Genomic DNA, 25,201 nt, shown 5'->3' with positions numbered 1-25,201 from the left:
CCAAGGAAAGATAAGGTTTTAGGTTATTGAGTAAAAATTATACGCAAAATACGTGCTAATAGAGCGGAAAACGTTTTCGTTGCTGAGTAGGGCTAAACGGATATGTTGCATAATGGCACCGGAACCTATCCATTCCAATTACACGGCAGTAACAACTGACCTGTAATAGCGAGAGGCATTAAACAATCTTCACATAGCGGCGTTTTTTCGTTGCACTTATGTGATGCTGTGCTGAAAACAAAAACAATAAAAAACTTACTATTCGCAAGGTTTTATTTAAACGTTGTCATCAAGGAGTTTGATGTGTTTTTGATAGAGTTTTTAGTTGTTCTGGGATGTATTTTAATTGGTGCGCGGATCGGTGGTATCGGTCTGGGCGTAATGGGTGGTATTGGCTTAGCGATCTTAAGCTTTGTCTTTGGCTTAAAACCGACCAGTCCACCTATTGATGTCATGCTAATGATCATGGCGGTAGTTGCAGCGGCAGCGGCAATGCAAGCGGCTGGTGGTCTAGATTATCTGATTAAAGTGGCATCTAACATTTTGCGCAAGAACCCTCGCCAAATCACTTTTATTGCGCCACTGGTTACTTGGTCATTTACCTTTTTAGCGGGTACTGGTCACGTAGCTTATTCAGTTCTACCGGTTATTGCCGAAGTGAGTCGTCGTAGCGGCATTCGCCCTGAGCGCCCACTGGGTATGGCGGTAATCGCATCTCAGTTTGCTATCGTGGCAAGCCCTATCGCAGCTGCGGTTGTTGCTCTGGTTGCATTTTTAGAGCCGCAAGGCATTACCCTAGCTGATGTACTGATGGTAACCATTCCGGGTACATTTCTTGGTCTTGCCTCTGCTTGTTTAATTGTGAACAAGCTTGGCAAAGAGCTAAAAGACGATCCTGAATACCAACGTCGCATGCAAGATCCTGCTTTCCGTAAAGAGATGGAAGAAGAGACTCAAGTAGAAGAGATTGAGATTCGTCCAGAAGCGAAACGTGCAGTTGGTCTGTTCCTATTTGGTGCACTAGCCGTGGTTATTATGGGGGCATTCCCATTCCTACGACCAAATTTTGATGGTTCACCGATGGGCATGGCACATACGATTGAAATCATCATGCTAGCCATGGGTGCGCTGATTATTTTGATCTGTAAACCGGATGGTAACGCGATCACGCAAGGTTCGGTATTCCACGCGGGTATGCGTGCGATCGTCGCAATCTTCGGTATTGCCTGGCTTGGTGATACATTCATCGGTGGTCACGATTTGATGGTGAAAGAGGCGGTATCAGGCATGGTGGAAGTCGCGCCATGGACGTTTGCATTTGCGCTGTTTGGTCTATCTGTGATGGTAAACAGCCAAGGTGCAACGACTGCGGTATTGGTGCCTGTAGGTATTATGCTTGGTCTGCCACCAGAAGTAATTATCGCGACGTTTGTTGCGGTTAACGGTTACTTCTTTATTCCTAACTACGGTCCAATCATTGCCTCAATTGACTTTGACCGTACAGGAACGACTAAGATTGGCAAATATATCTTTAACCACAGCTTTATGATTCCGGGTCTACTGAGCTTAGTGTTCAGTATTATCTTCGGCTTTATCTTTGCAGGTATCGTGTTGTAATTATCTGATTAAAAACGCTATATGCTGCTTTGTTGTGGCAGTATAAAAACAAAGGCGCCTGCGGGCGTCTTTTTGTTTTTGTACGTGTTAGCAGAGGGAACACGCTAAAAAGCAGATATAAAAAAGCCGCGTCCTAAGACACGGCTTTTCTATGGAATTTGGCTCCTCCTGCTGGGCTCGAACCAGCGACCTGCGGATTAACAGTCCGTCGCTCTACCAACTGAGCTAAGGAGGAATTGCATTTAGCGAAGCGGATGTTAGCCGCAGCCATTCTCACTGTCAATAGTTGCTGAGGGAAAACAATAAAAATTAGTGAAGAAAAATAACTTTACTTTTCCCTAGCCCTCATGGCTATTGGGCTGCAAATAGTTATCCACTAAAATTGTGGATAAGTGTGTTAATTATGCTTTAATAACTATTTTGATGATTAAAACATGATCAAAGTCGCTCTGTTGTTGCGCAAATAGATCTTTGTTTAGATGTAGTAATAACAACCGTTTGTGACTGTTTTTGATCCGATTTGAGAGTGAGTGCAAAAAAATGATCAAAGCACGATCTGAGCTTAAATAGGAAATTTTGTGTATAAGCTGTGAATGGTTGAAAAGCGTTTTTTAGGCTGGGTGCCTTGATAGGGGCAGGAATATTATCAGCTTATGAGTCAGGGATCTAGCGTCAACATGAAAAATAATCGATAAAAGCAAAGCGAATTTTTCGATTAGGACTTGAGTCTGTATATATATACAGACAAAATGGCACCATTATTTTTAGATTAGATATCGAGGATGCGATGAGCAAACTGTATGACTTGGTCTCAGATTATAAGCCCTCAGGTGATCAGCCAACGGCAATCCATCAATTACTAGAAGGACTCGATGCCGGTCTTGCCCATCAAACCTTGTTGGGTGTAACCGGCTCAGGTAAGACTTTTACCTTGGCGAATGTGATTGCGACTGCTCAGCGCCCTGCAATTTTGCTCGCGCCTAACAAAACGCTTGCGGCGCAGCTCTACGGAGAGATGAAAGCATTTTTCCCTAATAATGCGGTTGAGTTTTTTGTGTCTTACTACGATTACTACCAGCCAGAAGCTTATGTACCGACTACGGATACGTTTATTGAGAAAGATGCTTCGATCAACGCGCATATCGAACAAATGCGTTTGTCGGCAACCAAAGCACTACTTGAGCGAAAAGATGCCATCATTGTCGCTTCGGTCTCGGCGATTTACGGCTTGGGTGATCCGCAATCGTATCTAAAAATGATGTTACATATTCGCCGTGGCGATGTGATGGATCAGCGTGACATATTGCGTCGTTTAGCAGAATTACAATACAGCCGTAATGATGTTGCTTTTGAGCGTGGGCAATTCCGCGTCCGTGGCGAAGTGATTGATATTTTCCCAGCGGAATCAGAGCAAGACGCAGTTCGCATTGAAATGTTCGATGACGAAATTGATTGTATCAGTGTGTTTGACCCATTAACGGGTGTGGTGAAACAGCGTGATTTACCACGCTACACGATTTACCCGAAAACCCACTACGTAACGCCGCGTGAGAAAATTCTTGATGCGATAGAAGAGATCAAAGTCGAGTTAGAGCAACGCAAAAAGTATTTGTTAGACAATAACAAGTTGCTTGAAGAGCAGCGTATTAGTCAGCGTACTCAGTTCGATATTGAGATGATGAATGAGCTTGGATTCTGTTCCGGCATCGAAAACTATTCCCGTTACTTAAGTGGTCGTAGCGAGGGTGAGCCGCCACCAACCTTGTTTGATTATCTACCCGCTGACGGTTTACTCATTATCGATGAGTCACATGTTACTGTGCCGCAAATTGGTGCGATGTATAAAGGCGACCGCTCACGTAAAGAAACGCTGGTGGAATACGGTTTCCGTCTACCTTCTGCTTTGGATAACCGCCCACTCAAATTTGATGAATTTGAATCACTGGCGCCACAGACGATTTTTGTTTCAGCCACACCGGGTAATTATGAGCTAGAGAAATCAGCGGATGAAATTGCGGACCAAGTGGTTCGTCCAACCGGTCTACTCGATCCAGAGCTTGAAGTTCGTCCAGTGGCGACTCAGGTTGATGATTTACTCTCAGAAGTGCGTATTCGCGCCGCTAAAGATGAGCGTGTGTTAGTGACCACTCTCACTAAACGCATGGCAGAAGATTTAACCGAATACTTGAGCGAGCATGATGTTCGCGTTCGTTACCTTCACTCAGACATTGACACTGTTGAACGTGTGGAGATTATCCGTGACTTGCGCCTTGGGGAGTTTGATGTGTTAGTGGGTATTAACTTACTGCGTGAGGGTCTTGATATGCCGGAAGTATCGCTGGTCGCGATTCTGGATGCGGACAAAGAAGGTTTCTTACGCTCTGAGCGTTCACTGATTCAGACGATTGGTCGTGCTGCGCGTAACGTCAATGGTAAGGCGATTCTCTACGCAGACCGTATTACCGGTTCGATGGAACGAGCAATGGGGGAAACGAATCGTCGTCGCGAGAAACAGCAAGCGTATAACCTAGAGCAAGGCATTGAACCACAAGCACTGAAACGTAATATTAAAGATATTATGGAGCTAGGGGATATCGGTAAGGCTCGTAAACAGCGTAACAGTAAGGCAGTACCACTGTCGAAAGTTGCCGAACCGTCGCAAGACTACCAAGTGCTTTCTCCGCAGCAGCTTGAAAAAGAGATCAGCAAATTGGAAGCGCAAATGTATCAACATGCGCAAGATCTTGAGTTTGAATTGGCTGCCGCTAAGCGAGATGAGATTGAGAAGTTGCGTGCGCAGTTCATTACCAACAGCTAACCAACTTGGTTGCTAAATTTCAGACAAAAAAATAGCCAATAGAAAAGGTTCTATTGGCTGTCATTTGTGAATACTAAGTTCACTAACAACGTCAGTTGGCTAGGTGACCCGTTAGGGTCATTGTTAATACTGCACTATTCGTGCCAATTAATTTTCTGCTGAATACCCTCGATATTTTGTATAGATCTAAGCTTTTTTGATGACGAGATTTGCAAAATGCAATGCGCAATGCAATTATTGGAACAAAATGCAATCAAAAATCTATGGCTAGGTTATGCAGCAAAATACGTTTACACAAAAAAATCGCTATCTTTTGATGGTAGAAGATACGGCTTCCGTTGCCGCCTTATACCGCTCTTATCTCACGCCGCTCGGGATTGATATCAACATTGTTGGTACAGGTCGAGACGCTATTGAGAGTCTTTCTTTTCGTACCCCTGATCTGATCCTACTGGATTTACGTCTACCTGATATGACGGGTATGGACGTTCTCCATGAAGTAAAACAACAAAACCCAGATGTGCCCGTGATCTTTATGACGGCGCATGGCTCAATTGATACCGCAGTTGAGGCAATGCGACATGGTGCACAAGACTTCTTAATTAAGCCTTGTGAAGCAGACCGATTGCGCGTTACGGTCAATAATGCAATTCGTAAAGCAAGTAAGCTAAAAACTGAAGATGGAATAAATCAAGGTTATCAGGGTTTTATCGGCAGTAGTCATACGATGCAAGCGGTCTATCGCACCATAGATTCAGCGGCAGCAAGTAAGGCGAGTATTTTTATTACCGGTGAAAGTGGTACCGGTAAAGAAGTGTGTGCGGAAGCTATCCATGCGGCGAGTAAGCGTGGAGATAAGCCATTTATCGCGATTAACTGTGCCGCAATACCGAAAGACCTCATCGAAAGTGAGTTGTTTGGTCACGTAAAAGGCGCGTTTACTGGCGCGGCGACAGACCGTCAAGGGGCAGCAGAACTTGCTGATGGTGGTACCTTGTTCCTTGATGAATTGTGTGAAATGGACTTGGATTTGCAAACTAAACTACTGCGCTTTATTCAGACGGGTACTTTCCAAAAGGTGGGTTCGTCAAAAATGAAGAGCGTGGATGTGCGTTTTGTTTGTGCGACGAACCGCGATCCGTGGAAAGAGGTGCAAGAGGGACGTTTTCGCGAAGATTTGTATTATCGCTTGTATGTCATCCCACTTCATTTGCCACCTTTACGTGAGCGCGACGAAGATGTCATTGAAATTGTATACTCTTTGCTAGGTTTCATGTCGAAAGAAGAGGGCAAAGACTTCATCAGGCTGTCGCCAGAGGTCGTTGATTGCTTCTCTCGTTATGAATGGCCAGGAAACGTACGTCAATTGCAAAACGTATTGCGTAACGTTGTGGTGTTGAATAACGGCAAAGAAATTCGGTTAGATATGTTGCCACCGCCATTGAATAAGCCAATTCATGGCAGTGAGGTTAGTGCCTCACAAGAGAAAGAAGTGCTAACTGTGCACGATATTTTTCCTTTGTGGTTGACGGAGAAGCGTGCCATTGAGCAAGCCATTCAAGCTTGTGATGGCAATATTCCCAAAGCTGCAGGGTATTTAGACGTTAGCCCGTCGACAATTTATCGCAAGCTGCAAGCCTGGAATGAAAAACAACTATAGTAGGGTCTCATGGACATTATTAATCAACAGCAAGTTGAACGTTTGAAGCAAGAGATTGGTGCGGATAATTTACCAATTTTATTGGAAATTTTCTTAAATGAGCTCAATCAATATGCCGAGAAACTGGATCTGCCAGACAGCGATCAAGACGCTTATCTTAAAGAGATAAGCCATGCCTTAAAAAGCAGTGCCGCGAGCTTTGGTGCAGAAGCGTTATGTCGTCTAGCGATTGATTATGACAGTTCAGGGAAGTCAGGACTGGCATTAACCAGCCCTGAAGATAAGCAAAAAATGTTAGATTTACTCAAAGAGACCCATCAACAATATGAAGGGTTATTGAGAGAGTAACTCAATAATGGCGGCATGGAGTTTTTGACGGTCATGTCGCCAGTCTCGGTTTGGTGAAGCCAAATCGGTTGTCACGCAATTCCAATCACTGAGTTCAGGATGCGATTCAGCACCTAGGACCACGTCGAGTTTACGACCTTGGCAAGCTCGCTCACACCACTCTAATTTTTCACGCAATGACATGCGACCAGCGGGACCGTATTCTGGTGATAAGTTTTCGACAAACACCAATTTAGCGGCACTATTACCAGCAATCGCGCGTCCAATTTCTGGTAATAATAACGGTGGCATAATGCTGGTGAGAAAGCTTCCTGGACCAAGAATGATCATATCTGCCTGTTCGATAGCTTGAACGCCTTCTTTTGTGGCGGGCACTTCAGGTTCGAGGTCTAAGCGTTGTAAATCCGCCTCCATCTCATCCACGCTGGTTTCGCCAGTCACCCATTTGCCTTCTTTTGAGAGGGCTTTAAGATCCGATGGGTGTTCAGACATCGGCACTAAATTGACATCCACTTTCAACATATTGCGGATCAGGTTAATTGCATCGAGTGGGCGCACCGAAAGGTTATCAAGAGCGGTCAACATCAGGTTACCAAGATTATGTCCATCCAATTCGCCAGCGCCTTTAAAGCGATATTCAAACATCATCGAGCTGATTGATGGTTCGGTAATGAGCTGATTAACACAGTTACGAGTATCACCCCAAGCAATGCCGCCTTGGCAGTGACGAATTCGTCCAGTGGAGCCGCCGTTATCTGTGGTGGTTACAATACCTGTCGCATTGGCTCCAAAATCCTTTAGCGCCGCAAGCATACGACCTAAGCCATGACCGCCGCCAATTGCGACCACTTTTTTTTCTGAATAGATTGTCATTCGTTTTCTTATTTTCAGCTATACCAACTACAATTTAAATTAATCGATTTACTCTGAGTACTCAATAGGGGGCAAATTGAGTGAGCTGTGCGTTTTTTTTCACTCTAAGGGTGGAATCCCTCACAGTTTTTAAGTATTTTATGCGGTAGCTGCTGTTAAATTCTCAATTGTACAAATTGTGAACATGTAACGGTTGCCATAACTCCGAGCTCCGTAAGCTAAGTTCAGTGACGAATAAGCTTTGTGAGCCAGTGACATGATGTCACAAGGGCACAGTTGGAAATGACTATGCCTCCCGTGTTTGGAAAGGTGTTCCGTGGCGCAACAATTAGAAGATAAATTCCATCGCAAGTTTTACTACTTGCGTCTCTCTGTTACAGATGTTTGTAACTTTAAATGTACATATTGCTTACCTGATGGTTACAAGCCTTCGGGGCAAAAAAACTCGTCTTTTTTATCGCTTCCTGAAATTCAACGTGTAGTACGCGCATTTGCTGACTGCGGTACGAGTAAAGTTCGTATCACCGGTGGTGAGCCAAGTTTGCGTAAAGATTTTACGCAGATTATCGAAACGGTTGCCAATACTAACGGTATCCGCAAAGTCGCCACCACCACCAATGGCTACCGTATGGAGAAGCAAGTTGCCGAATGGCAGCAAGCGGGTTTAACGCATATCAATGTCAGTGTTGATAGTCTTGACCCACGTCTTTTCCATCAAATCACAGGCGAAAATAAGTTCAATCAAGTAATGGCGGGTATCGACCGAGCTTTCGAGGTTGGTTATTCACAGGTCAAAGTCAATGTTGTATTGATGAAAGATCTGAACTCACACCAATTGCCGCTATTTCTTGATTGGATTAAACACCGCCCAATTCAATTACGTTTTATAGAATTGATGCAGACTGGTGAAATGGACGAGCTATTTCAAAATCATCACGTCTCCGGTGTACAAATTCGCAATCAGTTGATCGCAAATGGTTGGTTACTCAAAATTCGCGAGAATAATGACGGTCCTGCTCAGGTTTTTGTTCACCCTGACTACCAAGGTGAAATCGGTTTGATCATGCCTTATGAAAAAGGATTTTGTGAAAGCTGTAACCGACTACGCGTATCCGCATTGGGTAAACTACATCTTTGTCTGTTTGGTGATCACGGGGTTGAACTGCGTGATCTGCTTGAGCAAGATGAGCAAGAACCTTTGTTAATTCAACGCATTCAAGAGCAGTTACAAACCAAGTCTGTTAGTCATTTCTTGCAAGATGGCAACACAGGTATGACGCCACATCTGGCATCAATTGGCGGCTAATCAAACTCTCTTCCAAATTATTTATCGCTGACGTAGAGCGGCGAACAAAACTAATCACGATAGGTAGGTGAGCAAATGGGTCATGCAGAAAGCAAGTTCCAACCAGCAAACATTGCAGTTCTAACCGTTTCTGACACTCGTACAGAAGAAAATGATACATCAGGTCGTTTCCTAGTAGAAAACGCTCAAGATGCAGGTCATAACGTTGTTGATAAGCAAATTGTTATTGATGACATGTACAAAATTCGTGCGATCGTTTCTCAGTGGATTGCTGATGAAAACGTGCAAGCAATCATGATCACTGGTGGTACTGGTTTCACTTCACGTGACAGCACGCCTGAAGCGCTTAAGCCTCTATTCGACAAAGAAGTAGAAGGTTTCGGTGAGCTATTCCGTCTGGTTTCTTACGAGGAAATCGGTACATCGACTATTCAGTCTCGCGCGATCGCAGGCTTTGCTAACCATACGGTAATTTTTGCGATGCCAGGTTCAACGGGTGCATGTCGTACTGGTTGGACAAAGATCATCAAGCAACAGCTAGATGCGAGCCACCGTCCTTGTAACTTTATGCCACACCTTTCAGTTTAATTACTGAATCATCGAACGCGGAGCACTCATGAGCCAGTTTACCCATATTAATGCTTCTGGCGAAGCAAACATGGTGGACGTATCGGGCAAGGCAGAAACAGTACGTGAAGCACGCGCTGAAGCTTTTGTTCATATGGCACCAGAAACCTTGCAATTGATTATGTCTGGTCAACATCACAAAGGTGATGTGTTCGCAACGGCGCGAATTGCAGGCATTCAAGCAGCCAAGAAAACGTGGGATTTGATCCCGCTTTGCCATCCACTACTGCTTTCTAAAGTGGAAGTGCAGCTAGAAGCGAATGAAGCGGAAAATTACGTACGTATTGAGTCGTTGTGTAAACTGGCAGGTAAAACGGGCGTAGAGATGGAAGCACTAACAGCCGCTTCGGTTGCTGCGTTAACCATTTACGATATGTGTAAAGCGGTACAGAAAGACATGGTGATTGGGCAAGTTCGTCTGTTAGAGAAACTTGGCGGTAAGTCTGGACACTTTAAGGTGGAAGCATGATTAAGGTTTTATTCTTTGCTCAAACTCGAGAGTTGGTTGAAACCGATGAACTGCAACTTGAAGGTGAATTCACTACGGTTGAAGAGTTGCGTGCTCATCTAGCGGCGCAAGAGGGCAAGTGGGATCTCGCACTTGATCCTGGACGTCTTTTGGCTGCGGTAAATCAATCAATCGTTCCACTGACTCACCCGCTAACCGCTGGTGATGAAGTTGCTTTCTTCCCACCGGTTACCGGAGGCTAAGATGGATCCTCGTGTATTAGTACAAGTTGAAGACTTCAACGTTGGCGACGAGTACCAAGCACTCGCGCAGAGCAATGCTTCTGGTGCCGTGGTGACTTTTGTCGGCAAAGTGCGCGACATGAACTTAGGCGACGATGTAGTGGGTCTTTCTCTTGAACACTACCCAGGTATGACAGAAAAAGCTTTGGCTGAAATCTGTAATGAAGCTGAGCAGCGCTGGCCGTTAGAAGGCATTCGTGTTATCCACCGCGTAGGTGATATGACAACTGGCGATCAAATCGTGTTTGTTGGTGTGGCTAGTGCGCATCGCGGCGCAGCATTTGAAGCGTGCGAATTTGTTATGGACTACCTAAAAACCAAAGCCCCGTTCTGGAAAAAAGAGCGCACAACAGAAGCGACACGTTGGGTAGACTCACGTGACTCAGATGCGAAAGCCGCAGAGCGTTGGCAAAACTAGTTTTTAGATTTGAGCCGTATTTTTTAAGACCATAGGTATTTGCCTATGGTCTTTTTTTATCTCTCTTACGTAGCGATAGATAAAACCTATCAGAAAAATTGTTGCTTTCCATTTAGTAAAATCAAGAAATTAGGCGACACTTAGATTAACAACGTTATTTCTCAATAGAGTTTAGTCAGTGGCGCGACATAGGAGACCAACATGGAATCGTTAAAAGTAAGAGACTACATGAAGCTACAAGCGGTAACTTTTACACCAGAGATGTCACTCAGTGCGGCCCTAGATAAAGTGATGGGTTCCGATTATCTAGGTGGACCTGTTATCGATGAGAATAAAAAAGTAATTGGCTTTTTGTCGGGACAAGATTTGCTCGATAAGTTGATTAAAGTGAGTTATTACTGTCAAGACACCCATATTGTTAGCGATTGCATGTACCCTGATGTGCTTTCGGTATCACCGGAAATGTCAGTGATTGAACTGGCTGAGATGATGCAAGTGGGTAAGCCAAAAGTTTACCCAGTGATCGAAAATGGTAAGCTAATCGGCATCATTACGCGAAAGGATGTTTTACGAGCCATCGCTAAAAATATCGATGAGTGTTTCAAGCATCCTGTGTGATAATAATTTTGAACGAGATAAAGGCGCCAAGGCGCCTTTTTGTTTTGTTGAACGTATGGAAGTGCAGATGTAAACGGATTTGAGGAGAAAGCATGGAAAATCAAAGTGCCAAGTTTGTTGAAGGCTCAACAATGCGCCATATTCTGGTGATGTCGGGGGCCGGTTCGGTTGGTCTTATGGCACTTTTTGTTGTCGATCTCCTTGATATGCTGTTTATCAGTATGCTTGGTCAAGTGGAGTTAGCGGCAGCCGTCGGTTTTGCTGGTACCTTGGTTTTTTTCTCGACTTCTATATCAATTGCGACGTCAATCGCGATGGGCGCGTTGGTGTCAAAAGCGATTGGCAGTAAGCAGTTTACGTATGCTCGAACCTTGAGTAGCAGTACGTTACTCACCGCATTTACTATTAGTTGTGTAGTCAGCGCAGTGATGTACAGCTACATTCCAGAGTTGCTCGCAGCCATCGGTGCACAAGGTTTCGCCGCTGAAAGAGCGGCGGCGTATTTGCAAATCTTAATACCGAGTGGTCCAATTCTCGCGCTTGGTATGGCGGCAGGGGCTGGTCTTCGTGCTGCTGGTGATGCTAAGCGTTCAATGTGGGCAACGTTGGCTGGTGGTATTGTTAATGCAGTATTAGACCCACTGTTTATTTTTGTTTTTAAATGGAACGTAGAAGGGGCGGCGGCCGCTTCGGTCATTGCACGAATCACTGTGTTCGTATTTTCAATCTACCCATTGATTAAAATCCATGATCTCGTTGCTCCTCCTTCTTGGTTTGCATGGCGCTGCAATGCCAAACCCATTTTGGCGATAGCACTTCCCGCGATTATTACCAATATCGCTACCCCGATTGGCAACGCGATTGTTACTTCATCATTGGCTCAGTTTGGTGAAGATTTTGTGGCAGGTTTTGCGGTAATTGGACGGATCATTCCGGTCTGTTTTGCTGTGATTTTCGCACTGTCCGGCGCGGTAGGACCGATTATCGGGCAGAACTTTGGCGCAGAACGTTTTGATCGAGTGAGAGAGACGCTCAATAACTCGTTAATTGTTACTACGATTTACACCATCTTGGTGTGTATTGTGCTCTATTTTGTTCAAGGTTTTATCATCAGTGGTTTCAGTCTTACCGGTGACGCTGCCTTAATTGTGGGCGTATTTTGTACTTATATTGCCATCACGAATATTTTTAATGGTATGCAGTTTGTCGCGAACACTTCGTTTAATAATTTAGGTAAACCGCTATATTCGACGGCACTAAACTTAGGGAAAGCGACATTAGGGACATTACCTTTTGTTCATCTCGGTGCGGTTTGGTTTGGCGCTTTAGGTGTCCTTTATGGTCAGGCTTTGGGTGCAATTGTATTTGGTTTAATCGCAATTTGGGTGCTTCGTAAGCACATTCGAGACTTGATGCAAGGTGAGGTCACAGAGCTTGAACCTAAAGATCCGGCGATTAAAAGTGTTAATACCACACCATTTTGTAGTCATGATGCGGTATTAATTGAAGAAGTAGCCGCGAATAAAACGAAATTGACCGATTAAAAGCTTGACCTTGGAGTGTACTCCAAGGTTTATGCTTAGGGTGTACTTTGATAGGAGAATCAATTATGTGCACCAAACATGAAGCATGCCGCACAAACAAAGCGGTAGCGAACCCAACTCAAGCTAGCTCATGCGCTAGCCCGAAAATTACCAGTATAAAAATGGCTGGCGTTGAAAGCACTGGCTCAGAGTGTTGTGCTAGCTCAACCTGTGGTAGCGGCTCTGATCCAAGTGATGAGGAAGGCGATTCCGGCTTATCTTCACAAGCGCGTTTTAGCCATAGCTGGAAAATTAATGGCATGGATTGTCCTTCTTGTGCCCGAAAAGTCGAAACCGCAGTCAACAAGATCCAAGGGATTACCGAAGCCAAAGTGCTGTTTGCCACTGAAAAGCTGATTATTAAGTCTAATGACGCCTCAATTGCCGCTTTGGTCGAACGAACTATTTTAGATACTGGCTTTACCTTTAGTGCACCCAATCAAAAATCGACCCAACCTAAGCCGACTGGCTGGCTACCGATTATTAAGCAAAATGGACAGATTATCGCGATTGCTGCGGCAATGGCTTTTGCCGGTTTGATTAAGCCTTATCAACCCCAGTTAAGTGAATGGTTGTTTATTCTTACCTGTTTGGTTGGCCTCTATCCCATTGCTAAAAAAGCCATCTCTTTAGCCAAATCAGGCACGCCATTTGCGATAGAAACCCTGATGAGTGTTGCCGCCATTGGTGCACTTTATTTAGGTGAAAGTGTTGAAGCGGCGATGGTACTGCTGCTATTTCTGATCGGTGAACGTTTAGAAGCTTTTGCCGCATCCCGCGCACGCAGTGGTGTACAAGCGTTAATGGAATTGGTGCCAGAGACCGCGACCAAGATCATTGATGGTAAGCGAGTGGAAGTCTCCGCGAGTGAACTCAATCTTGGTGACGTAATTGAAGTCGCACCGGGTGCTCGCCTTCCTGCTGATGGCAAAATTATCGCTGGTGCCGCAAGTTTTGATGAGAGTGCTTTAACGGGTGAGTCTATTCCGGTGGAACGCTTGGCGAATGAATCGGTGATGGCAGGAGCCGTGGTGGTCGATAAAGTCGTGCGCTTAACCATTACTTCGCGCCAAGGCGAAAATGCTATCGACAGAATTCTCCATCTGATCGAGGAAGCGGAGTCGCGTAAAGCACCGCTAGAGCGATTCTTAGATCGCTTCAGCCGTTGGTATACCCCATTGATGATGTTGGTCTCGCTGCTGGTGATCATCACGCCACCATTGTTGTTTGCTCAACCGTGGGAAACGTGGGTCTATCGTGGTCTCGCTTTATTGCTGATCGCTTGTCCTTGTGCCCTTGTGATTTCAACGCCTGCGGCAATCACCTCAGGGCTTGCGGCGGCGGCTCGTCGTGGTGCTCTGATTAAAGGCGGTGCGGCATTGGAGCAACTTGGTCATGTACAAACGGTAGCGTTTGATAAAACTGGTACGCTAACCAAGGGTAAGCCCGAGGTAACGGATGTTGTGCCTGCTGACCATATTGATTCAGTTTGGCTGCTGAAACACATCGCGGCAATTGAAGTTGGCTCGAGCCATCCTTTGGCGAGCTCTCTAGTGAAACACGCTGAGAGTAAAGGGATTGAATTACCCGAAGCTAGTGACAAACAAGCGCTAATTGGTAGTGGTATTCAAGGTGTGATTGATGGTGAGCTATTCCGAGCATTGGCACCGAGCAAGCTAGAGTTTGAATTAGACTTTGCTTTGAATCAGCGCGTAGCCGAGTTGGAAGATCAAGGCAAAACAGTGATTGTGGCACTGAAGCAGGATCAGGTGTTAGGTTTGATTGCTTGGCAAGATACGTTGCGTGAGGATGCGAAGCAGGCAGTGAAAGCGCTTAAAGCCCTTGGTATCAGCTCAATTATGCTTACCGGTGATAATCCACGCAGCGCTTCAGCGATCAGCTCGCAAATTGATATCGACTTTCAAGCCAGTTTACTACCGCAAGACAAAGTACACTTTGTTGAGCAGTTGTCATCACGCAATAAGGTTGCAATGGTCGGCGACGGTATTAATGATGCACCAGCGATGAAAGCGGCGAGTATCGGTATTGCGATGGGCGGCGGAACCGACGTTGCGCTGGAAACCGCCGATGCGGCTATTACTCATAACCGTTTGGTTGAGTTGCCAGCCATGATTGAGTTGTCTCGCGCAACATTGAACAACATTCGCCAGAATATTGCGTTGGCATTAGGTCTAAAAGGGGTATTTTTAGTCACCAGCTTGTTAGGTATTACGGGGTTGTGGGTTGCGGTGTTAGCCGACAGTGGTGCGACAGCGATTGTGACGCTCAATGCGCTCCGACTACTTAAATTTGAAAGTAAGCTTGATTAACTCCCCTTTGCTGCGTTGGTAGCAAGTTAAGGTTGAAAGTAAAAATAGCCACTAAAGTCAATTTAGTGGCTATTCTTTTTATGCAATCACATCAGTTGTTATACATTGTTATGTGATGCCAACCGTTTTTATGTGCAAGTTGGTGGTTTATTACTTTTTTATGTGTGACATGTATCACTCTATATCCTAGGTGAGTTAGTTACATTAGTTGCGTACCCAATGAATTTATAGATCGAGTGTTAAACAACAACTCGACGTAATAAGGAGTTTCCTCATGTCTCAAGCTGTATTCCATTTAGGTGTTACCGAAGCCGATCTAGCTGGCGCAACTCTAGCGATCATTCCAGGTGATCCTGCGCGTGTACAAAAAATTGCAGAGGAAATGGAAAACCCAGTTTTTCTAGCCAGTCATCGTGAATACACACTTTACCGTGCAGAGCTTGATGGCAAGCCAGTTATTGTGTGCTCAACCGGTATTGGCGGTCCTTCAACATCGATTGCGGTAGAAGAGCTTGCTCAATTAGGCGTACGCACTTTCCTACGTGTTGGTACCACAGGTGCAATCCAACCGCACGTTAATGTGGGTGACATGATCGTCACTACAGGCTCTGTTCGTCTTGATGGCGCAAGCTTACACTTTGCACCAATGGAGTTCCCAGCCGTGGCTGACTTTGAAGTTGCGACCGCAATGAAAGCGGCAGTTGAAGAGAGTGGTGCAACGGTTCACATGGGTGTGACGGCATCAAGTGATACTTTCTACCCAGGTCAAGAGCGTTACGATACTTTCACTGGTCGAGTTGTTAAGCGTTTCCAAGGCTCAATGCAAGAGTGGCAAGAAATGGGCGTACTAAACTTCGAGATGGAGTCAGCAACGCTACTTACCATGTGTGCAAGCTCAGGGCTAAAAGCTGGTTGTGTTGCCGGTGTGATTATCAACCGTACGCAGAAAGAGATCCCAGATCACGCGACGCTAAAAGAAACCGAAGCACGTTCAATCAAAGTGGTGGTCGAAGCTGCACGTAAAATGCTGTAAGGCGATTGCCTGATGCTTGAGTCTGACGATTTAAAGTGATTTCTAGAAAAGATGCCGACCGTTGAAGTCGAATGAGTCAGCTTAAATGAATACCCCAAACACCCTCAATATTTAGCAATAAGTATTGGGGGTGTTTTTATAATGGCGTGTGGCGTTAGCCTGCAAACTCGATTGAGTCTGGGCGTTGGGTAAACTGCACACCGTTTAAGAAGTCACACAGTAGCTCATCACTACATTCTTTGTAGTTCTTATTGTTTGGCTTGCGGAAGAAAGCACCAATCTCATACTTGCTAAGGCTGATGCCCATTAGCTCAAGCGCATCTAACACATCTTCGTTCTTCATATTTAGCGCGATACGCAGTTTCATAAAGATCATGTTATTCGTCAGTTGTAGCTCAGGTTTTGGTTGCTCACCTTCTTTCTTGCCACGCTTAAGGTTAATAAAACCATTTAAAAATACCGCAAGATCTTTATCTTTCATTTTGGCGAAAGATTTTTCGTTCTCTGCTTTCAACCAGTTGTTCACTTGGTCATGGGCAACCGACACATCAGCTTGCTCAAAAGCTTTGATAATTTGGGCATTTTTCAGGTTCAAAGCGTGCTGAATGCGACGCAAAATTTCATTATTAGTCAAAGGTGATCCTAGTCTGGCTATGGGTTGAAGCGAATTGCTGCAACGAACGATATCAAGAATGAGCGCGACTCTATCAGAGAATGACCGCTATCAACAGAACTAATGGTTTTACGGTTAGTGCGCTTTACTCTTTTCTGTGTGAATGGTGGCAGATGAAATATCGGGCAGAGCCTGATAGAGGCTTTGCGTAATGTCAGACAACATATCATCATAAACTTGAGCAATGAGCTGTGAGATATCGGTGGTGAGTTGATAGAGATCTGCTTGGTTGATATCCAGTTTGTTTGCTGCAACCAGTTCATCGAGTTGCTCAAGCACTTGGGTGCCAACGGGAGAACGAATTGGCAGGGGGCTGATCAAACTGAGTTGGTGCAGTTTATGGCGAACTTTATCGCCGTAGTATCTGACTCTCATTTCACCAATTGGCTGATCAATCTCTTGAATACAAATTCTCAGTTGCGTTAATACCTCCATGCTGTCGAGCACTTGCTGCCAGTTCATATGGTATTCATCACTGAGATCGGCACGCCCAGACTCTAAAAGCCAAGCCAGAGCGATATCATCAATCAGAAACATACAGTGACGAATCGCCGTACCATGAATACGCTGGTTGCGGGCAAACGAACGTTGCTGCCACTCATTACTCAATCCTTTGAGTTTCATTTGCAGCACTCGGTACATGGGTTTATGGTCAAAATTAGCCAAGCTGATTAATCGGCTAGATTCTTTGTCTAGCTGTTGATCAATTTGCACCAGCGTATCCTCAATCGCTGAGTGGTTATTGGTCGTAGCAGCATGGTGAGTAACAGCGCGATGCTTTCGGCATAGCTCCATTACTAAGCGCAAAGTAACGATTTGTTGATAGTTACGCTGGTGGGAAAGAGAACGTTGCCTTGAGTAGTGATAGATCAAAATCAGAATGAGAACGGAAACCGAGATAGAAATAATAATGAACATAGCGACTCCTTGCTGCTGGTGGCATTAGAGTCTCAGCACTATCAGTGCCAGATTTTAAGCTGTTAATTATCAATAATTTAGAGTGAGAAGCTTTGTGTGGCTGTACCATTTTGGTGCAGTGGTTCACCAGTGAGGGGAGGGTATAATACCAACCAGCATAAGTCTTTAATCATTCGTGCTGATTAAAATCGCTTATAACGTTGTTGCAGATTTTGTAATTAGAATAACTAGTTAGCGGCAATCTGCGCCTAGTTCTAAGCGATTTTCCTTGCGCAATTTTCTGACCACTTACTTATCCTGATTGGTATAAAGTCGTTAAATAAAAAAATCCCCGCAGAGGCGAGGATTTTAAAGTGATTACAATACAAGCTTGAAGCTTACATTACACGCATACCAGGTTGAGCACCTTCGTGTGGTTCAAGGATCCACAGGTCGGCACCGCCAGGACCTGCTGCTAGGATCATGCCTTCAGACATACCAAACTTCATCTTACGAGGTTTAAGGTTAGCGACCACAACCGTTAGTTTACCTACTAGGTCTTCTGGGTTGTAGGCAGCTTTAATGCCTGAGAATACTTGACGCATTTCACCACCGATATCCAATTGGAATTTCAGTAGTTTGTCTGCTTTTGGCACTGCTTCACAAGAAACGATTTTCGCGATACGTAGATCAACTTTTGCAAATGCATCAAACTCAATTTCTTCTGCGATTGGGTCTTTGCTTAGCTCAGTTTCAGTTTTCGCTGCTTCTGCTTTCTCTTTTGCTGCCATTTCTGCTGCTGCGTCTTCTTTTGATGCTTCGATCATCGCTTCGATGTTCTTAGGATCAATACGGTTGAACAGAGCTTTAAACGCCGTGATTTCGTGAGCCGTTAGTGGCGCAGCAATACCTTCCCAAGTTAGTTCTTGGTTTAGGAACGCTTCAGTACGAGCCGCAAGTGCTGGCATTACTGGTTTTAGGTAAGTCATCAGAACGCGGAATAGGTTGATACCTACCGAACAGATTTCTTGAAGTTCCTGATCTTTGCCTTCTTCTTTTGCCACAACCCAAGGTGCTTTTTCATCAACGTATTGGTTTGCTTTGTCAGCCAATGCGGTGATTTCACGAATTGCACGACCAAATTCGCGAGTTTCGTAAAGCTCAGCAATGCGATCTGCTGCTGCAACGAATTCGTTGTATAGCTCAGGCTCTGCGAAGTTTTCAGCCAGTTTGCCTTCAAAACGTTTAGTAATGAAGCCAGCGTTACGTGATGCTAGGTTAACAATCTTGTTTACTACGTCAGCGTTTACACGTTGAGAGAAGTCTTCAAGGTTAAGGTCTAGGTCATCAATACGGCTGTTTAGTTTTGCCGCGTAGTAGTAACGTAGACATTCTGGGTCTAGGTGATTTAGGTAGGTGCTTGCTTTTACAAACGTACCTTTCGACTTAGACATTTTCGCGCCGTTTACCGTTACGTAGCCGTGAACGAATACGTTGTTTGGCTTACGGAAACCGCTGCCTTCTAGCATTGCAGGCCAGAATAGGCTGTGGAAGTAAACGATGTCTTTACCGATGAAGTGGTACAGCTCAGTTGTGCTGTCTTTCTTCCAGTATTCGTCGAAATCTAGACCTTCAGTTTTGTCACATAGGTTCTTAAATGAAGCCATGTAGCCAACAGGTGCATCTAGCCATACGTAGAAGAATTTGTTTTCTTCGCCTGGGATTTCAAAGCCAAAGTATGGTGCATCACGTGAGATATCCCACTGTTGCAGACCAGACTCAAACCATTCTTGCATCTTGTTCGCAGTTTCAGATTGTAGCGAGCCTGAGCGAGTCCACTCTTGTAGCATGCTTTCAAACTGAGGTAGGTCGAAGAAGAAGTGCTCAGAATCTTTCATGATAGGTGTTGCGCCAGACACTGCTGATTTTGGATTAATCAGTTCAGTTGGGCTGTACGTTTCACCACAGTTATCACAGTTATCACCGTATTGGTCTTCAGACTTACACTTAGGGCAAGTACCTTTAACAAAACGGTCTGGTAGGAACATCTCTTTTTCTGGGTCAAACAGCTGAGAGATAGTACGGCTAGAAATAAAGCCGTTTTTCTTCAGTTGTAGGTAGATGTGAGACGCCAGTTCGCGGTTCTCTTCTGAGTGCGTGCTGTGGTAGTTATCAAAACTGATATCGAAGCCAGCGAAGTCTTTTTGGTGCTCTTCGCTTACTGCTGCGATCATCTCTTCTGGAGAGATACCCATCTGTTGAGCTTTAAGCATGATCGGCGTGCCGTGAGCGTCGTCAGCACAGATGAAGTTTACAGTGTTGCCACGTAGGCGTTGGTAACGAACCCAGATGTCAGCTTGGATATGCTCAAGCATATGACCTAGGTGGATCGAACCGTTAGCGTACGGAAGGGCACAAGTTACCAGCATTTTCCTTGCAGGAAAGTTTCTTGGATCGTTTGCCATACTTAATATTCGCTTTTCTCGATAGGTACAAAAAATAGAGACTAATACTACCCGATTCAAACAGCGACTCCAAGGTGTCAAATTGGCAATCCCCTAGTTTTTTCAGGGTTCTGTATCGGCGATTCGAGTGCTACGATGGGAGGGATAAAGGAGGACCTATGCGTCAGTTCAATTCCAAACAAGATTTTTGCGATTGGTTAAGCCAATACGAGCACCATTCTGTGATTCAAAACTGGGCATCGACACCGGGTATTGTCAGTGTTGATGCAGAAGGTTTTTTTGATATTAAACTGCCTTATGCTGCGAATCAGTTAGTGACGGACATCGATCAGTGGATTCAAGCTCAGCAGCAGAGCCAAGCGGTGGCAAAATTTAACTACCGTATTGGTGTGCAGGTGAAAACACTGGCGAATCACGTTGGCAGTTCGGTCAAAGGTGTGAAAAACATTATTGCGGTTACCTCTGCGAAAGGCGGCGTCGGTAAGTCGACCACCTCAGTAAACTTAGCGTTAGCCATCTCACGTAGCGGTGCCAAAGTTGGGCTACTTGATGCGGATATCTATGGTCCTTCTGTACCTATGATGATTGGCCAAGTAGAGGCGCAACCCGCAGTACGCGATAATAAGTGGATGCAGCCAGTTGAAGCCCATGGCATTTATACTCACTCGATTGGTTATCTGGTATCTAAAGATGAAGCCACCATTTGGCGTGGTCCGATGGCATCGAAAGCATTGGCTCAATTACTCAATGAAACGGATTGGCCGGAGTTGGATTACCTTGTGATTGATATGCCGCCAGGCACGGGTGATATTCAATTGAGCCTCGCGCAGCAGATTCCAGTCACAGGTGCGGTGATTGTTACTACTCCGCAAGATCTTGCTTTAGCTGATGCGCGCAAAGGTGCCGCGATGTTCGATAAAGTGGGGATCCCTTTGGTCGGTTTGGTTGAGAACATGAGTTACCACATCTGCAGCAATTGTGGTCACCAAGAACATATCTTTGGTACGGGTGGCGCGGAGAAAATGTCAGCAGAATATAACTTGGATTTATTGGGGCAGATCCCACTCGATATTCATCTGCGTGAAGATATTGATGCGGGTTGTCCGACCGTGGCTGCACGCCCAGACTCAGTGCATACCAAACAGTACCTAGAACTGGCTGAAGCAGTCTGTGCTCGCCTCTACTGGCGAGGTGATGTTCAACCCGATGCTATCAATATCACCACGTTGTAAGTGTTGTTGCATATCTATATTTAGCTGGCGTTATGCCAGCTAAACGTTTGCTCTACCTTTTCTTATTCCATTTTGTATAGAAAGACGATTTCGTCTATTACTTTCTGGTATCTCACCAATGAACTCCCTATAATCAGGCAGTTTAATTTGGCTCTGCTAACCTTTCCATGCCAAACTATTAGCAGGTCACAGCTCACCAATCAATTCATCGGGTGCAAGAATAATGTCTGATAATAATCAATGTGTAATCGTCGGTATTGCTGGCGCTTCAGCTTCTGGTAAAAGCTTAATCGCAAGCACTATTTATAATGAACTTCGCGAGAAGGTAGGCGATCATCAAATTGGTGTAATTACGGAAGATTGCTACTACAACGACCAGACTCATCTGAGCATGGAAGAACGTGTAAAAACCAACTATGACCACCCGAGTGCACTAGATCACGATCTACTGTGTGATCACCTAGAGAAACTAGTTAAAGGTGAAGCGGTTGAAGTGCCTGAGTACAGCTACTCAGAGCATACTCGTACAGAGAACACCACAACAATGACACCAAAGAAAGTGATCATTCTTGAAGGTATTCTACTTCTAACAGATCCACGTCTACGTAAACTGTGTCACGCGACAGTATTTATGGATACTCCGCTTGATATCTGTCTACTGCGCCGTGTTAAGCGTGACGTAGAAGAACGTGGTCGTACAATGGAATCGGTACTTAAGCAGTACCAAGAGACTGTACGTCCAATGTTTATGCAGTTTATTGAACCATCAAAGCAATACGCAGATATCATCGTTCCTCGCGGTGGTAAAAACCGTATCGCAATCGATGTGCTTAAAGCGCACATTGCTAAGCTTCTGAAATCTTAACCTAATTCTGATTTTAGAGACTTTATTTTCTTCTAGATAAGTGGCACTTTAAGTGCCACTTTCTTTTTGCTGCAAGATAATCGTTTTTGTACTAATTTTGCGCTAAACCATTATACTTTCAGTAAACTTTTCCCATATCGCCGCTAGGCAGTTAAGCAAGGACTCTGCTGATGAAGAAAATCGCGTTAGTGCTCGCCATTCCTATCGTGGCAATCATCGCCGCCATATTGGCATTGGTGTTGCTCGTTAATCCTAACCAATTCAAACCGCTAATCGTTGAGCAAGCTAAACAGCAAACTGGTTTAGATCTTGTGATTGAAGGCGATATTGATTGGCAATTCTTCCCTTCGGTTGGTTTTACGTTAGGCAAAACTGAACTGAAGAACCCACAAGGTTTTAGTCAACCCAATTTGTTTAAAGTCGAACAGGTCGGTATTGATGTATCAGTGATGCCGCTGTTTAGTCAGCAGCTAGAAATTGGCAATGTGACACTTGATGGTGCAGAGTTTTATCTTGAAACGCGTAAAGATGGCGTGAAAAACCTTGATGCGTTGCAAGCAAATAAACCGCAAGCTGCTTCTGAGACAAAACAATCTGCACCGGAAAATACGCCAGCGACAGAGCCGAGTGCACAACCAGCATCTGCGTGGACGATCAGCCTAGCGGGGATCTCGATCACCAATGCATTACTTGATATTCAAGATGAGCAGGCAGGTACGCACACCAAACTATACGATGTGTCACTAACCTTAACCGAGTTCGCTTTGGATGCTTGGAGCAAAGCAGATTTTGCGATGAAAGGTGAAACCAATCAGCAACAATTTGCAGCGCAAGGCACCGCAGAGCTGAAATTGATGACAGGTTTTACTCAATATGAGCTGAAAAACATCAGCTTTGACGCGAGTTATAGTGATGCGACTAACAAGATCGAATCAGCTTCTATTCAATTGGATACCTTTGCTTTCGATCAAGCCAACAACCTTAAATACGCTGTGAAAGGAACCGCGGCAGACTTAGCCCTTGACCTAAAAGGTGGTGCGCAGCTGACGGTGGATAAAGCGATCAGTAAAGTGACTATGAAGCAGTTGGGTCTAGATGCGACATTTGAAGGCGCTACGCTGCCACAATCGCCAATGAAAGTGGATATGGCATCAGACTTAACATTTGATTTAACTAACAGCCACTTAAGTTTTGTATTAGAAAAACTGACGGCGAACGCCTTGCAGTTTGACGGTAAGCTGGACGTGACTCTTGCTGAGATTCCCAAGATTGTCTTTAACCTTCACAGCCCTGAAATTGACGTTGATGCCTTCCTAGGCGCTGACAAAGACGAGCAAGCCAAGGCGGACAAGGATGAAGCGAAGTCAAATGAATCGGCAGAAATTGCCAAGGATGACAGTAATCAAGAACCTGATCTCTCTGCGTTAAAAACACTGGATGTGACCGGTGCAATCACGATTGATAAGTTCAAAGCAGGCAACGCTAAAATGCAAAATGTTGCCGCTAAATTTAGCGTTAATCGTGGTCTAGTGAAACTCACCTCATTCAGCTCAAACCTTTACGATGGCTCTATCAAAGCGACTGCTACGTTAGATGCGCGTAAATCGCCAGCGACCTACAGTGCGAAGAAGCAGATCAAAGGGGTGCAAGTGCTGCCGTTACTGATTGATGTGGCACAAAACGATAAGCTAGAGGGTACTGGCAATATTGATGTGAATGTGACGGGTAAAGGTCTTGCGACAACCACAATGAAGCAAAACCTTGCGGGTACAATTAAGATCAACTTTGCGGATGGTGCAGTTAACGGTATCAACGTCGCGCAATTAATTCGAGAGAACTACGCGAAGTTCAAAGGTGAATCTTTAGAAGGTCAAGAGCAAGTTAAGAAAACCGACTTCAGTGCGATGACAGCAACACTAAACTTGAAAAATGGTGTGGTGTCGACCAATAACCTTCACGCTCAATCACCATTGCTACGTGTACGTGGCGAAGGCAGTGCAAACTACCTCAATGATACCGCAGATTTTACGATCAGCACCTCGATTGTTGGCTCACTAGAAGGGCAAGGTGGTAAGGATATCGATGAGCTAAAAGACATCACGATTCCAATCAACGTATCAGGCAAATGGGCGGATCCGAAGTTCAAATTGGTCTTTGATGATGTGCTGAAACAGAAAGCACAAAAAGAGATCGACCGTGGTCTTGAAAAGCTTGATGAAAAATTAGGCGAGAAAATCAAAGATGAAAAGACCAAAGAAGCCATTAATGGCTTGCTAAAAGGTCTGTTTAATTAACTCTTTAGAGCGTTCAATCGAAGCCCGCGTGATGACGCGGGCTTTTTTATACTTGGTACATTTATCTGATAGCGGTGATGCATTAGCCAGTCACAATCAGATTGGCGAAATTACCAATCCACGCCTTTAAGCGCTTTAACGCCAGACTCAAACGCATGCTTGACGTTTTTCACTTCAGATACGGTATCAGCCATCTCAATTAGAGTGCGATGCGCCGCTCGTCCGGTAATCACAACAGACTGCATTTTCGGGCGATTATTGAGCGCTTCAACCACTTCATCAAGATCAATGTAGCCGTAAGTAACCATATAAGTCAGCTCATCAAACAAAATGACATCAATAGACTCATCTTGCAGCATGCGTTTGCACTCTTGCCACACCAATTGAGCGGCCTCGGTATCGGCTTGTTTATTTTGCGTTTCCCAAGTGAAGCCCGTTGCCATGACTTGAAATTCAACCCCGAGCTTTTCTAGCAGATTACGCTCACCGTTGTCCCAAGTACCTTTAATAAACTGAGCCACTGCGCATTTTTGACCATGACCAACAGCACGAGCGATAGTGCCAAAACCTGAAGTAGATTTGCCTTTACCGTTACCAGTGATGACCAAAATTAAACCTTTAACTTCGGTTGCGGCAGCAACTTTGGCGTCTACCTGCTGTTTTACCTTCTCTTGTCGTGCTTTATGACGTTGTTGTTTGTCGTTTTCTGTCATGTTGCTAATTCCTTTTTTCGATTCGCTATTCTCGCTATGATAGACCAACCCAAGGGTAAGAAAAACCATTGATAATTCAGG

General features: G+C 44.9%; 21 protein-coding genes, 1 tRNA gene and 1 riboswitch. Of the genes, 16 read left to right on the top strand and 6 right to left on the bottom strand.

Translation table 11 applies throughout. The annotated features are described in order from the left end of the window. The first annotated feature begins 303 nt into the window (after nt 1-303). A complete protein-coding gene (locus GZN30_RS08785) occupies nt 304-1,617 on the top strand; it encodes an anaerobic C4-dicarboxylate transporter family protein (protein ID WP_075650091.1) in 1,314 nt (437 codons plus the stop codon). A 159-nt stretch (nt 1,618-1,776) separates the two neighbouring features. Here the strand turns inward: GZN30_RS08785 and GZN30_RS08780 are convergent. Continuing rightward, nucleotides 1,777-1,852 (bottom strand) — tRNA-Asn (locus tag GZN30_RS08780). 552 nt (nt 1,853-2,404) lie between these two features. Here GZN30_RS08780 and uvrB point away from each other — a divergent pair. From uvrB to luxU, 3 genes are all read left to right on the top strand, one after another. Beyond that, the gene (uvrB, locus tag GZN30_RS08775) at nt 2,405-4,435 is read left to right on the top strand and encodes an excinuclease ABC subunit UvrB (RefSeq protein WP_075650092.1); all 2,031 of its coding nucleotides are present in this window, start codon (nt 2,405-2,407) and stop codon (nt 4,433-4,435) included. 274 nt (nt 4,436-4,709) lie between these two features. Further along, nucleotides 4,710-6,095 (top strand): quorum-sensing sigma-54 dependent transcriptional regulator LuxO, encoded by a 1,386-nt coding sequence (gene luxO, locus GZN30_RS08770; protein ID WP_075650093.1) that lies wholly within the window; start codon nt 4,710-4,712, stop codon nt 6,093-6,095. Nucleotides 6,096-6,104: 9 nt separating this feature from the next. Further along, nucleotides 6,105-6,443 (top strand): quorum-sensing phosphorelay protein LuxU, encoded by a 339-nt coding sequence (gene luxU / locus GZN30_RS08765; RefSeq protein WP_075650094.1) that lies wholly within the window; start codon nt 6,105-6,107, stop codon nt 6,441-6,443. Here luxU and GZN30_RS08760 read toward each other — a convergent pair. Next, the gene (locus GZN30_RS08760) at nt 6,429-7,316 is read right to left on the bottom strand and encodes a YvcK family protein (RefSeq protein WP_075650095.1); all 888 of its coding nucleotides are present in this window, start codon (nt 7,314-7,316) and stop codon (nt 6,429-6,431) included. The genes luxU and GZN30_RS08760 overlap by 15 nt on opposite strands. Before the next feature lie 190 nt (nt 7,317-7,506). Next, nucleotides 7,507-7,644: riboswitch (molybdenum cofactor riboswitch) on the top strand. Here GZN30_RS08760 and moaA point away from each other — a divergent pair. The 9 genes from moaA to udp all read left to right on the top strand — a co-directional run bounded on the left by moaA (nt 7,633) and on the right by udp (nt 15,981). Continuing rightward, entirely contained in the window at nt 7,633-8,622 is a 990-nt protein-coding gene (moaA, locus tag GZN30_RS08755; protein ID WP_075650096.1) for a GTP 3',8-cyclase MoaA, read from the top strand. Its footprint overlaps the riboswitch before it by 12 nt. A 75-nt stretch (nt 8,623-8,697) precedes the next feature. Continuing rightward, entirely contained in the window at nt 8,698-9,210 is a 513-nt protein-coding gene (moaB, locus tag GZN30_RS08750) for a molybdenum cofactor biosynthesis protein B (RefSeq protein WP_075650097.1), read from the top strand. Between the two features lie 28 nt (nt 9,211-9,238). Further along, complete coding sequence (gene moaC, locus GZN30_RS08745; protein WP_075650098.1) at nt 9,239-9,718, top strand: cyclic pyranopterin monophosphate synthase MoaC; 480 nt, start codon at nt 9,239-9,241, stop codon at nt 9,716-9,718. Continuing rightward, nucleotides 9,715-9,960, top strand: coding sequence for a molybdopterin synthase sulfur carrier subunit (gene moaD / locus GZN30_RS08740; RefSeq protein WP_075650099.1), 246 nt, complete (start codon nt 9,715-9,717; stop codon nt 9,958-9,960). The genes moaC and moaD overlap by 4 nt, the downstream gene beginning before the upstream one ends. A 1-nt stretch (nt 9,961) precedes the next feature. Continuing rightward, nucleotides 9,962-10,417 carry a molybdopterin synthase catalytic subunit MoaE gene (moaE, locus tag GZN30_RS08735; protein ID WP_075650100.1) on the top strand — a complete coding sequence of 152 codons (456 nt, stop codon included), beginning with the start codon at nt 9,962-9,964 and terminating at the stop codon, nt 10,415-10,417. Nucleotides 10,418-10,618: 201 nt separating this feature from the next. After that, nucleotides 10,619-11,035 (top strand): CBS domain-containing protein, encoded by a 417-nt coding sequence (locus GZN30_RS08730; protein ID WP_075650101.1) that lies wholly within the window; start codon nt 10,619-10,621, stop codon nt 11,033-11,035. A 92-nt stretch (nt 11,036-11,127) separates the two neighbouring features. Further along, the gene (locus tag GZN30_RS08725) at nt 11,128-12,579 is read left to right on the top strand and encodes an MATE family efflux transporter (protein WP_075650102.1); all 1,452 of its coding nucleotides are present in this window, start codon (nt 11,128-11,130) and stop codon (nt 12,577-12,579) included. 65 nt (nt 12,580-12,644) lie between these two features. Continuing rightward, nucleotides 12,645-14,948 carry a zinc/cadmium/mercury/lead-transporting ATPase gene (locus GZN30_RS08720; protein ID WP_075650103.1) on the top strand — a complete coding sequence of 768 codons (2,304 nt, stop codon included), beginning with the start codon at nt 12,645-12,647 and terminating at the stop codon, nt 14,946-14,948. Between the two features lie 274 nt (nt 14,949-15,222). Beyond that, entirely contained in the window at nt 15,223-15,981 is a 759-nt protein-coding gene (udp, locus tag GZN30_RS08715; RefSeq protein WP_075650104.1) for a uridine phosphorylase, read from the top strand. A gap of 154 nt (nt 15,982-16,135) precedes the next feature. On the opposite strand, the gene GZN30_RS08710 is transcribed toward udp, so the two are convergent. From GZN30_RS08710 to metG, 3 genes are all read right to left on the bottom strand, one after another. Further along, nucleotides 16,136-16,615 (bottom strand): YehS family protein, encoded by a 480-nt coding sequence (locus GZN30_RS08710; RefSeq protein ID WP_075650105.1) that lies wholly within the window; start codon nt 16,613-16,615, stop codon nt 16,136-16,138. Nucleotides 16,616-16,729: 114 nt separating this feature from the next. Next, nucleotides 16,730-17,572, bottom strand: a complete 843-nt coding sequence (locus GZN30_RS08705) for a hypothetical protein (protein ID WP_075650107.1) — start codon at nt 17,570-17,572, stop codon at nt 16,730-16,732. Between the two features lie 377 nt (nt 17,573-17,949). Further along, the gene (metG, locus tag GZN30_RS08700; RefSeq protein WP_075650374.1) at nt 17,950-20,016 is read right to left on the bottom strand and encodes a methionine--tRNA ligase; all 2,067 of its coding nucleotides are present in this window, start codon (nt 20,014-20,016) and stop codon (nt 17,950-17,952) included. A 158-nt stretch (nt 20,017-20,174) separates the two neighbouring features. Between metG and apbC the strand changes: the two genes are divergently transcribed. The 3 genes from apbC (at nt 20,175) to GZN30_RS08685 (ending at nt 24,407) form a co-directional block, all read left to right on the top strand. Continuing rightward, a complete protein-coding gene (apbC, locus tag GZN30_RS08695; RefSeq protein WP_075650372.1) occupies nt 20,175-21,248 on the top strand; it encodes an iron-sulfur cluster carrier protein ApbC in 1,074 nt (357 codons plus the stop codon). A 223-nt stretch (nt 21,249-21,471) separates the two neighbouring features. After that, complete coding sequence (gene udk / locus GZN30_RS08690; protein ID WP_075650370.1) at nt 21,472-22,113, top strand: uridine kinase; 642 nt, start codon at nt 21,472-21,474, stop codon at nt 22,111-22,113. A gap of 170 nt (nt 22,114-22,283) precedes the next feature. Then, the gene (locus GZN30_RS08685; protein WP_075650368.1) at nt 22,284-24,407 is read left to right on the top strand and encodes an AsmA family protein; all 2,124 of its coding nucleotides are present in this window, start codon (nt 22,284-22,286) and stop codon (nt 24,405-24,407) included. 110 nt (nt 24,408-24,517) lie between these two features. On the opposite strand, the gene cobO is transcribed toward GZN30_RS08685, so the two are convergent. After that, nucleotides 24,518-25,189 carry a cob(I)yrinic acid a,c-diamide adenosyltransferase gene (gene cobO / locus GZN30_RS08680; RefSeq protein WP_408646802.1) on the bottom strand — a complete coding sequence of 224 codons (672 nt, stop codon included), beginning with the start codon at nt 25,187-25,189 and terminating at the stop codon, nt 24,518-24,520. Nucleotides 25,190-25,201: the final 12 nt, after the last annotated feature.

Source organism: Vibrio ponticus (genome assembly GCF_009938225.1).
Classification (GTDB): Bacteria; Pseudomonadota; Gammaproteobacteria; order Enterobacterales; family Vibrionaceae; genus Vibrio; species Vibrio ponticus.
This window is presented reverse-complemented; position numbering and strand designations above follow the sequence as displayed.

What these genes read in the sequence shown, in the direction of transcription:
- luxO (WP_075650093.1), top strand. Translation starts at nt 4,710, where the DNA reads ATGCAGCAAAATACGTTTACACAAAAAAATCGCTATCTTTTGATGGTA.
- GZN30_RS08685 (WP_075650368.1), top strand. Translation starts at nt 22,284, where the DNA reads ATGAAGAAAATCGCGTTAGTGCTCGCCATTCCTATCGTGGCAATCATC.
- GZN30_RS08705 (WP_075650107.1), bottom strand. Translation starts at nt 17,572, where the DNA reads ATGTTCATTATTATTTCTATCTCGGTTTCCGTTCTCATTCTGATTTTG.
- cobO (WP_408646802.1), bottom strand. Translation starts at nt 25,189, where the DNA reads ATGGTTTTTCTTACCCTTGGGTTGGTCTATCATAGCGAGAATAGCGAA.
- metG (WP_075650374.1), bottom strand. Translation starts at nt 20,016, where the DNA reads ATGGCAAACGATCCAAGAAACTTTCCTGCAAGGAAAATGCTGGTAACT.
- GZN30_RS08730 (WP_075650101.1), top strand. Translation starts at nt 10,619, where the DNA reads ATGGAATCGTTAAAAGTAAGAGACTACATGAAGCTACAAGCGGTAACT.
- moaD (WP_075650099.1), top strand. Translation starts at nt 9,715, where the DNA reads ATGATTAAGGTTTTATTCTTTGCTCAAACTCGAGAGTTGGTTGAAACC.
- apbC (WP_075650372.1), top strand. Translation starts at nt 20,175, where the DNA reads ATGCGTCAGTTCAATTCCAAACAAGATTTTTGCGATTGGTTAAGCCAA.
- moaC (WP_075650098.1), top strand. Translation starts at nt 9,239, where the DNA reads ATGAGCCAGTTTACCCATATTAATGCTTCTGGCGAAGCAAACATGGTG.
- udp (WP_075650104.1), top strand. Translation starts at nt 15,223, where the DNA reads ATGTCTCAAGCTGTATTCCATTTAGGTGTTACCGAAGCCGATCTAGCT.
- GZN30_RS08725 (WP_075650102.1), top strand. Translation starts at nt 11,128, where the DNA reads ATGGAAAATCAAAGTGCCAAGTTTGTTGAAGGCTCAACAATGCGCCAT.
- luxU (WP_075650094.1), top strand. Translation starts at nt 6,105, where the DNA reads ATGGACATTATTAATCAACAGCAAGTTGAACGTTTGAAGCAAGAGATT.
- moaB (WP_075650097.1), top strand. Translation starts at nt 8,698, where the DNA reads ATGGGTCATGCAGAAAGCAAGTTCCAACCAGCAAACATTGCAGTTCTA.
- GZN30_RS08720 (WP_075650103.1), top strand. Translation starts at nt 12,645, where the DNA reads ATGTGCACCAAACATGAAGCATGCCGCACAAACAAAGCGGTAGCGAAC.
- udk (WP_075650370.1), top strand. Translation starts at nt 21,472, where the DNA reads ATGTCTGATAATAATCAATGTGTAATCGTCGGTATTGCTGGCGCTTCA.
- GZN30_RS08760 (WP_075650095.1), bottom strand. Translation starts at nt 7,316, where the DNA reads ATGACAATCTATTCAGAAAAAAAAGTGGTCGCAATTGGCGGCGGTCAT.
- moaE (WP_075650100.1), top strand. Translation starts at nt 9,962, where the DNA reads ATGGATCCTCGTGTATTAGTACAAGTTGAAGACTTCAACGTTGGCGAC.
- uvrB (WP_075650092.1), top strand. Translation starts at nt 2,405, where the DNA reads ATGAGCAAACTGTATGACTTGGTCTCAGATTATAAGCCCTCAGGTGAT.